General features: G+C 33.4%; 6 protein-coding genes. All 6 read left to right on the top strand.

All coding sequences use genetic code 11. From position 1 onward, the window contains the following. Nucleotides 1-108 precede the first annotated feature (108 nt). Nucleotides 109-1,071: an ATP-binding cassette domain-containing protein gene (locus tag Q0370_RS01680; protein ID WP_299571252.1), complete on the top strand. Its 963-nt coding sequence runs from the start codon at nt 109-111 to the stop codon at nt 1,069-1,071. A 3-nt stretch (nt 1,072-1,074) separates the two neighbouring features. Beyond that, nucleotides 1,075-2,037 carry an oligopeptide ABC transporter permease gene (opp4B, locus tag Q0370_RS01675; protein ID WP_299571249.1) on the top strand — a complete coding sequence of 321 codons (963 nt, stop codon included), beginning with the start codon at nt 1,075-1,077 and terminating at the stop codon, nt 2,035-2,037. A gap of 11 nt (nt 2,038-2,048) precedes the next feature. Further along, a complete protein-coding gene (locus Q0370_RS01670; protein ID WP_299571246.1) occupies nt 2,049-2,981 on the top strand; it encodes an ABC transporter permease in 933 nt (310 codons plus the stop codon). A gap of 20 nt (nt 2,982-3,001) precedes the next feature. Further along, nucleotides 3,002-4,783: an oligopeptide ABC transporter substrate-binding protein gene (locus Q0370_RS01665; RefSeq protein ID WP_299571243.1), complete on the top strand. Its 1,782-nt coding sequence runs from the start codon at nt 3,002-3,004 to the stop codon at nt 4,781-4,783. Between the two features lie 140 nt (nt 4,784-4,923). Next, nucleotides 4,924-7,083, top strand: coding sequence for an ATP-dependent Clp protease ATP-binding subunit (locus Q0370_RS01660; RefSeq protein WP_299571240.1), 2,160 nt, complete (start codon nt 4,924-4,926; stop codon nt 7,081-7,083). A gap of 306 nt (nt 7,084-7,389) precedes the next feature. Then, nucleotides 7,390-9,855, top strand: coding sequence for a glycogen/starch/alpha-glucan phosphorylase (locus Q0370_RS01655; protein WP_299571237.1), 2,466 nt, complete (start codon nt 7,390-7,392; stop codon nt 9,853-9,855). Nucleotides 9,856-9,904 lie beyond the last annotated feature (49 nt).

Raw genomic sequence — 9,904 nt, 5'->3', positions numbered from 1 at the left:
GATAGAATAACTATTAATTAAAATAAATTAAAATCAAAATGAAAAATTATAATTTTAGTTTAGAATTTGAGTTATTGAATATTTTGGAAGGAAGGAATAAACAAAAATATGAGTTTTATTGAAGTGAAAGACTTGAAAGTTCATTATCCAATTCGTGGGGGCTTTTTCAATAAGGTAATTGACCATGTGTATGCTGTGGATGGTGTCAGTTTGACTATTGAAGAAGGGAAGACTTATGGACTTGTGGGGGAGTCGGGGTCTGGAAAGTCTACGATTGGGAAAGCGATAATTGGACTTGAGAAGATAAAAAGTGGAAAGATAATTTACGAAGGTAAGGAAATTGATAGGAAGTTTCGGAATAGAAGAAGTGAATATAATAGAAATGTGCAGATGATTTTTCAAGATTCATTATCTAGTTTAAATCCTAAGAAGAGAGTGCTTGACTTGATTTCTGAACCTTTGAGAAATTTTGAAGATTTGACTTCAGATGAAGAAAAGAGTAAAGTATCGGAATTGCTGGAAATTGTAGGGATTAATAGAGAAGATATTTATAAATATCCACATGAATTTTCTGGTGGACAGAGACAGAGGCTGGGAATTGCACGGGCTGTTGCGACAAAGCCTAAGTTAATTATAGCAGATGAGCCTGTGTCGGCACTTGATTTATCGGTTCAGGCACAAGTTTTGAATTATATGAAGGACATTCAGGAGCAGTTTGGGCTAAGTTATCTTTTTATTTCCCACGATTTGGGAGTTGTAAAGCATATGTGCGATTATATGTTTATAATGTATCGTGGAAGATTTGTGGAAACTGGGACAAAAAATGATATTTATAAAAATCCTGAACATTTTTACACAAAACGTCTAATTGCTGCAATTCCGGAAGTACATCCTGAAAAAAGGCTGGAAAATAAGAAAAGACGATTAGAAATTGAAAAGGAATATTTGAAAAATGAAAAAAAATATTATGATGAAAATGGGCGTGTCTTTGATTTAAAAAAATTAACAGATACCCATTTTGTTGCTATTAAAGATGAAATAATGCAAAATAACGGAAAAGGGGGAAAATAATCAATGTGGAAAACAGTTTTACGAAGAATTTTGGTTATGATACCGCAACTATTTATACTTAGCCTATTAATCTTCATTTTGGCAAAACTTATGCCGGGAGATCCGTTTACTGGGCTGATTACACCACAGACCGATCCTGCGGCACTTGAAGAATTGCGAAGAAAGGCAGGATTGCTGGATCCTTGGCATATTCAGTATGTAAGATGGCTAAAAAATGCCGTTTCTGGAAATTTGGGAATGAGCTACACTTATAATGTTCCTGTAAAGACACTTATTGGGGAACGGGCAGTAAACACGTTTATTTTGTCGCTGCTTAGCCTTATTTTGACATATTGTATTGCAATACCGCTTGGGATGCTTGCTGGACGTTATCAGAACTCATTTCTTGATAAATTTGTCACATTTTATAATTATGTGAGCTATGCGATTCCGACTTTTGTGCTTTCGCTTATAATGATTTGGTTTTTTGGATATACGCTTGGATGGTTTCCGACAACTGGATCGGTGACGGCTGGGCTTAGTACTGATACTTTGGGACATATTTTAGACAGGATTTATCACATTATATTGCCTGCAATTACGTATGCATTGCTGGGAACAACTTGGATTGTGCAGTATTTGAGAAATGAAGTAATTGATGCTAAGAATCTGGATTATGTAAAAACGGCAAAAAGTAAGGGGGTACCTGAAAATAAAGTTTATTCAAGACATATTTTTAGAAATTCAATTTTACCAATTGCAGCGTTTTTTGGATATTCGATAACAGGACTTCTGGGAGGTTCGATTTTTATTGAAAAAATATTCAGTTATCCTGGAATGGGAGGACTATTTGTAAATTCAATTATAACACGGGATTACAGCGTTGTTACAGCATTAATACTGCTGTTTGGATTTTTAACATTGCTTGGAAGTTTACTTTCAGATATTATTCTTAGCATTGTTGATCCTAGAATTAGAATAGAGTAGGTGGTGAAAAAATGTCTAATAATGAAATTTTAAAGAAAAATAATGAAAAAGCAGAAAATTTTGATGAAATTAAGAAAAGTAACAAGCCGACTGGAATTGGTGTTATTGTGAGGGAGATTTTGAAAGATAGATTGGCACTTGCTTCGCTTATTATTCTTGTAATTCTTTTTGGAATAATTTTTATTGGATCGTTTTTTGCAAATCAAGAGGAAATTATGAAAATAAGCCTGCTGGATAAATATGCCATTCCTATGAAAGAGGGATTTTGGCTAGGTTCTGATTCTGGTGGACGTTCAATATTGGGGCAGTTGATACTGGGTGCTAGAAACTCGATTATTATTGGCTTTACAATAACAATTCTGACATCAGGAATTGGGATATTTTTTGGTTTGATTGCAGGATATTATGGAAAATGGGTGGATAATGTAATTATGAGAATTATTGACTTTATTACAATTTTGCCTACGCTTATGATAATTATTGTGTTTGTTACTATTGTTCCAAAGTATACGATAGCAACTTTTGTGCTGATAATGAGTGCGTTTTACTGGGTTGGAGCAGCAAGACTGATTAGAAGTAAGGCACTTGCAGAAAGCCGGAAAGATTATATTTTGGCTTCAAAGACTATGGGAACAAAGGATTTTACGATAATTTTCAGGGAAATACTGCCTAACTTGAGTTCAATTATAATTGTGGAATTGACATTAGGATTTGCTGGAAATATTGGAATTGAAACAGGGCTTAGTTTTCTTGGCTTTGGATTACCGCTTTCTACACCGAGCCTTGGGACTTTGGTTGGTTATGCAGCAGATCCGGAAGTATTGTCTACAAAATTATGGATTTGGCTTCCAGCATCAATATTGATTTTAATTATGATGCTATGTATTAATTATGTTGGACAGGCTTTAAACAGGGCAGCTGACGCAAAACAGAGAAGAGGATAAAACTAAAAAAGGAGAACAGTATGAAAAAATGGAAATTAATAATCATGTTTCTTGTATTGATATTTATAGTTTCGTGTAATCCTGGTAAAAAGAGAAGTGAAATGCCAGGTGCAAAACTAAATTTATCACTATTTCCAGAAAAAACATCAAACAATGAGCCTGCAGTGCAAGGCGGAACTTTGCAAGTGGCGATAGTAAAGGATAATCCATTGGTTGGAGTCTTTAATGAGACATTCTATTTAGATGGTTATGATGGTGAGATTATTTCAATGTTCTTAAGCTCGGGTATATTTGAAGTGGATGAAAATTTTGAAATAACAGACAAAGGACCAGCAACTCTTACAGTTGATGCAAAAAATAAAAAAGCAACAATAAAAATAAAAGATGGAATAAAATGGTCCGATGGACAGCCTCTGACTGCTGATGATATTATTTTACCTTATGAAATTGTAGGGCATAAAGATTACACAGGAGTTCGATATACTGAAGAAAGTCAAAAGATTGTTGGAATGAAGGAATATCACGATGGAAAAGCCCCAAATATTTTAGGTATAAAAAAAATAGATAATAAAACGGTGGAAATTTCATTTTTACAACTGGGACAAAGTATTTATACAGTTGCAAACGGACTAGTTGGAAATGCACTACCGAAGCACTATTTAAAAGGGATTCCAATAAAAGAATTGATTTCATCGGATAAAATTAGAATGAAACCAGTAACATTGGGACCATATAATTTAACAAAAGTTTCACGTGGAGAAAGTCTAGAATTTACAGCAAATCCTTATTATTACAAAGGAAAGCCAAAAATTGAAAAGGCAATAGTGCAAGTAGTAAATTCACAATCTATAGTGGCGGCATTAAAAGCTGGGAAATATGATTTTGTAATGAGCATGCCTGACTCTCTTTACAATAACTACAAGGATTTTAAAAATATAGAAACATTAGGACAACAGGATTTGTATTATTCGTATTTGGCCTTTAAACTGGGGCATTATGACAAAGCAAAAGGAGAAAATGTGACAGATTCAAATGCCAAGATGTCGGATTTAAGATTACGTCAAGCTCTTGTGTATGCGATAAATGTTGAAGAAATAGCACAGGCATTTTATTTTGGGTTAAGGCAGGAAGCGACTTCAGCAATTCCTCCTGTTTTCAAGAAATATTTTCCAAAGGACTTGAAAGGTTATCCGTATAATCCTGAAAAAGCAAAACAGTTATTGGATGAAGCGGGATACAAGGATGTAAATGGCGATGGAATCCGTGAAGATAAAAATGGAAAACCTTTTGAAATAAAGATGGCATTTATGGCTGGTGGGGATGTGGCAGAGCCGCTTGCCCAAAACTACATTCAAAGCTGGGAAAAAATAGGGATAAAAGCAGTTCTTACATCAGGAAGATTGCTAGCTTTCCAGAATTTTTACGAAAAAGTGCAGGGAGATTCTAAAGATATAGATGTGTTCTTTGGAGCTTGGGGAGTTGGAACAAGTCTAGATCCAACTGGATCAGCAGGAAGAAAATCCCAGCTTAACTTTTCTCGTTTTGTATCGGAGGAAAATGACAGATTAATAGATGAAATTTTAGGAGAAAAATCATTAACAGTTCCAAATTATAAAGTAGAAGCATATAAAAACTGGCAAAAATACTACATTGGACAAGCAGCAGAAGTTCCGTTAATGTACAGATATAAACTTTATCCAGTAAATAAAAGGCTAAAAAATGTTTACATTGGATATGATTCATCAAAAAAAGATGAAGGTATTCATAAGTGGGAATTGACAGCAGTTGCTCCAATGAGATAGATTTTTGAATTTTATAATAAAATTATTAGAAACCTCATAATTATGGTTTTAGTTCTTGACTTACATAATAATTAAGAGTAAACTTAAAGCAACAAACAATAAAATTGTTTAAAATTTATCAAAAAGTGAGGTAGTAATTTATGAGTAGAGATTTTAACAGTATGGATGATCTTTTTAATCAGTTAATGGGAGGAATGAGAGGTTTTAATTCTGAAAATCGCCGTTATCTGATAAACGGAAGAGAAGTTACACCTGAAGAATTTGAACAATATCGTGCAACGGGACAATTGCCAATAAATAATGAAATGCAGACTCAAGCATCTCAAGGGCAAAATGTTAAACAAGATGGAATTCTTGCAAAACTTGGACGTAATCTTACACAGGAAGCTCGTGATGGAAAACTAGATCCAGTTATAGGACGTAACAAGGAAATTCAGGAAACCTCGGAAATTCTTTCACGTCGTACAAAAAATAATCCAGTTCTTGTAGGTGATGCAGGTGTTGGGAAAACAGCTGTTGTAGAAGGACTAGCTCAAGCCATTGTAAATGGGGATGTTCCTGCCGCTATAAAAAATAAGGAAATTATTTCAATTGATATTTCGGGACTTGAAGCAGGTACACAGTATCGTGGAAGTTTTGAGGAAAATATTCAGAATCTTTTGAAGGAAGTAAAGGAACTTGGAAATGTTATACTCTTCTTTGATGAAATTCATCAGATTTTAGGCGCAGGAAATACTGGAGATGGTGGTTCTAAAGGGCTTGCCGACATTTTAAAACCTGCTCTTTCACGTGGGGAACTGACAGTTATTGGAGCAACTACTCAAGATGAATACCGTAATACAATATTAAAAAATGCCGCACTTGCACGTCGTTTCAATGAAGTGAAAGTAAATGCTCCATCAGCGGAAGATACATATAAAATACTTCAAGGAATTCGTAATTTATATGAAAAACATCACAATGTAATTTTGCCTGATAATGTTTTAAAAGCAGCAGTTGATTTCTCAATACAATATATTCCACAACGTAGCTTGCCAGATAAAGCAATTGATTTAATTGATGTGACGGCAGCACATTTGGCCGCTCAACATCCTGTAACTGATGTTCATGCAGTAGAACATCAAATTGAAGAACAGAAAGCAAAACAAGCTGAGGCAGTAAAATCTGAAGATTATGAAGCTGCACTTAATGCAAAAAATCGTATTGAGGAATTAGAAAATAAAATAAAAAATCATACTGAAGATATGAAAGTTACAGCAACAATAAATGATGTGGCTGAATCTGTAGAAAGAATGACAGGAATTCCTGTCTCTCAAATGGGGGCAAGTGATATTGAACGTCTAAAAGGAATGAATGAACGTCTAAAAGCAAAAGTTATCGGTCAGGATAAAGCAGTTGAAGCAGTTGCACGTGCAATTCGTCGTAACCGTGCAGGATTTGATGAAGGTAACCGTCCAATTGGAAGTTTTCTTTTTGTAGGTCCTACAGGTGTTGGGAAAACTGAACTTGCAAAACAACTAGCACTCGATATGTTTGGAACTAAGGATGCTATTATTAGATTAGATATGTCAGAATATTCTGATAGAACTGCAGTTTCAAAACTTATTGGAACAACAGCTGGATATGTTGGATATGATGACAATAATAATACTTTGACTGAAAGAGTACGTCGTAATCCTTATTCAATTATTCTTTTGGATGAAATTGAAAAAGCTGACCCGCAAGTTATAACGCTTCTTTTACAAGTATTAGATGATGGACGTTTAACTGATGGACAGGGAAATACTGTAAACTTTAAAAATACTGTAATTATAGCTACTTCAAATGCTGGATTTGGATATGAGAAAGGACTTACTGAAAATGCAGACAAACAGGAAATTATAGAAAGATTGAAACCATACTTCCGTCCAGAATTTTTAAATCGGTTCAATGCTGTGATTGAATTTTCGCATCTTAATAAAAAAGACTTATCACAAATTGTTGATTTAATGCTTATTGAAGTAAATAAAACTCTTTCTAAAAAAGAAATTGACTTAGCTGTATCTGATGCAGCAAAAGAATTTTTGACAGAAGAAGGATATGATGAAGTTATGGGAGTACGTCCGCTACGTCGTGTAATTGAACAGCAAATACGTGATAATGTGACTGATTTCCATCTTGAAAACCTTGATGCAAAACATCTTGTTGCTGATTTGGAAGATGGTATTTTGGTTATTAAGGAAAAATCAGAAACAGATAAGAAAAATGAAGAAAAAAAAGTGTCTAAAAATAAAAAATCTTCAAAAAAAGATACTGAATAGTTGATAATTTAAAGTTTAATACGTAAGAAATAAAGACTCTAACTAAAATTACTTGGTTAGAGTTTTTTTGCAAGGAAAGCAAATTTATCTTTTTTTACTTAACGTATTGTTTATATAAGAAAGTTTTATTTTATAAGAGTAAGTCAAAAAAGGCGATTTAACTGAACAATATTAAGAATAAAGTTTAGAATATTCATTATACAAAATTAAGATAACGGCTAAATGATATTAATTTTAGCAAAAAGTATTGAAATAATGCTGAAAAAGTGGTAAAGTGAAGTGAAAATAAAATATTTAGGAGGAAATATGGAAATTGACAAAGCTGAATTAAAGGATAGTATTCTTAGGGAACTGAGAAGGCAATATGGAAAAACTCTTGAAGAAGCTCATGAATTTGAGTTATATAATGCAATTTCAAAAGTAGCTTTGGATTATGCAATGGAAAAATGGTACAATACTAAAAAAACTTATGCTAAAAAACAGGTAAAGCAAACGTACTACTTTTCAGCAGAATTCCTAATGGGAAGATTTATGGGAAATAATCTGATTAATTTGCAAATTAATGATGTTATAAAAGAAACATTGAATGAATTAGGTGTAGATATTAACAAAATTGAAGACCGTGAGATGGATGCAGGACTTGGAAATGGAGGGCTTGGAAGACTTGCTGCATGTTTTCTTGATTCACTTGCTACATTGGCATTGCCAGGACATGGATATGGACTTAGATACAAATACGGAATGTTTGAGCAAAAAATCGAAAATGGGTTCCAAATGGAATATCCAGATGACTGGACAAAATACGGAGATCCTTGGTCAATAAAAAGAATGGACAGAGTATTTGAAGTAAAATTTGGCGGACAAATTGAAGTTCATCGTGATGAATTTGGGAAAGAATACTTTAAACGAGTAAATACGGAAACGGTTCACGCCGTACCTTATGATGTGCCAGTTATTGGTTATGGAAACGATACTGTAAATACATTGAGATTATGGGAAGCAAGATCACCTGAAGGATTTGACTTAAAATTATTCAATGATCAAACTTATTTACAGGCTTCTGCAAAAGCAGTTCAGGCAGAAGATATTTCAAGAGTACTGTATCCAAATGATACTGAAAAAGATGGAAAACAATTAAGATTAAAACAGCAGTTCTTCTTTACATCAGCTTCATTGCAGGATATTATCAGAAGATACAAATCAGTTTTTGGAAATGATTTTTCAAAATTTGCAGAAAAAGTGGCAATTCAGCTAAATGATACACATCCAGTTGTTGCAATTCCTGAATTAATGAGAATTTTCTTGGATAAGGAAAAATTAGGATGGGATGAATCTTGGAACATTTGTAAAAATGTATTTGCATACACAAACCATACAATTTTATCAGAAGCATTGGAAAAATGGGATATTTCACTATTTCAGCCATTACTTCCAAGAATTTATCAAATTATCGAGGAAATCAATAGAAGATTTGTCGCAGAATTACAGCAAAAATATCCAGGAGACTGGGAAAGAATCAACAAAATGTCAATCATTGGAGATGGACAAGTTAGAATGGCATGGCTTGCAATTGTAGGATCGCACAAAGTAAACGGAGTTGCGGCATTGCATACGGAAATTCTTAAAAATAGCGAGCTAAGAGAATGGAATGAATTATATCCTGAAAAATTCCTAAACAAAACAAATGGAATTACTCAAAGAAGATGGCTATTAAAAGCAAATCCAGAATTAGCTGCATTAATTACAGAATTAATTGGAGATAAGTGGATTACAGACTTGTATGAACTTAAAAAATTGGAGCAATACTTGGATGATGACAATGTTTTAAGAAGAATTGCTGAAATTAAGCTGCACAATAAGGAAAAATTGGCTAAATATATAAAAGATACTACAGGAATCGAAGTAAATCCTCATTCTATCTTTGATATTCAAGTTAAGAGATTGCACGAGTACAAAAGACAGCTTTTAAATGTACTTCATATTATGAACTTATACAACAGATTAAAAGAAAATCCATATCTAGACATTGAGCCAAGAACATTTATCTTTGGAGCAAAATCAGCTGCTGGATATAGACGTGCAAAAGGAATTATCAAATTAATCAATGCCGTTGCAGAAAAAGTAAATAACGACAGCGACATTAACGGAAAAATCAAAGTTGTATTTCTTGAAAACTACAGAGTTTCACTTGCAGAAAAAATATTCCCTTCAGCAGATGTATCAGAACAAATTTCTACAGCAAGTAAAGAAGCATCTGGAACTGGTAATATGAAATTTATGCTAAACGGTGCATTAACTATTGGAACAATGGACGGAGCAAATGTTGAAATTGTTGAAGAAGTTGGACTTGACAATGCATTTATCTTTGGACTTTCTGCACAGGAAGTGGAAAATTATCAGGCACATGGAGGATATAATCCATTTGATGAATATAACAGCGTAGAAGGACTTAAAAAAGTTATAGATCAGTTAGGTGACGGAACTTATGACGATAATCATACAGGAATCTTCAGAGAACTACAAAATTCATTATTATACGGAGTAGACGGTTCTCGTCCAGATGTGTATTTCCTATTAAAAGATTTCGCATCATACAGAGAAGCTCAAGATAGACTTCAAAATGCCTTCAAAGATAAAAGAGAATGGACTAGAAAAGCACTTAAAAATATTGCAAATGCTGGTAAGTTCAGTTCAGACAGAACAATTGACGAATATGCAAAAGAAATTTGGAATATTGAGCCAGTTGAAGTTCATGACTATATAGAAGATTAATTTTATAGTAAAACGAGTTTAAAATAGAACTCAAAAATTATGACTATTT

The sequence above is a fragment of the uncultured Leptotrichia sp. genome, assembly GCF_938036635.1.
GTDB classification, from domain to species: Bacteria; Fusobacteriota; Fusobacteriia; order Fusobacteriales; family Leptotrichiaceae; genus Leptotrichia; species Leptotrichia hongkongensis.
The sequence above is the reverse complement of the archived record's forward strand: the minus strand, read 5'-3'. Positions and strand labels throughout refer to the sequence as shown.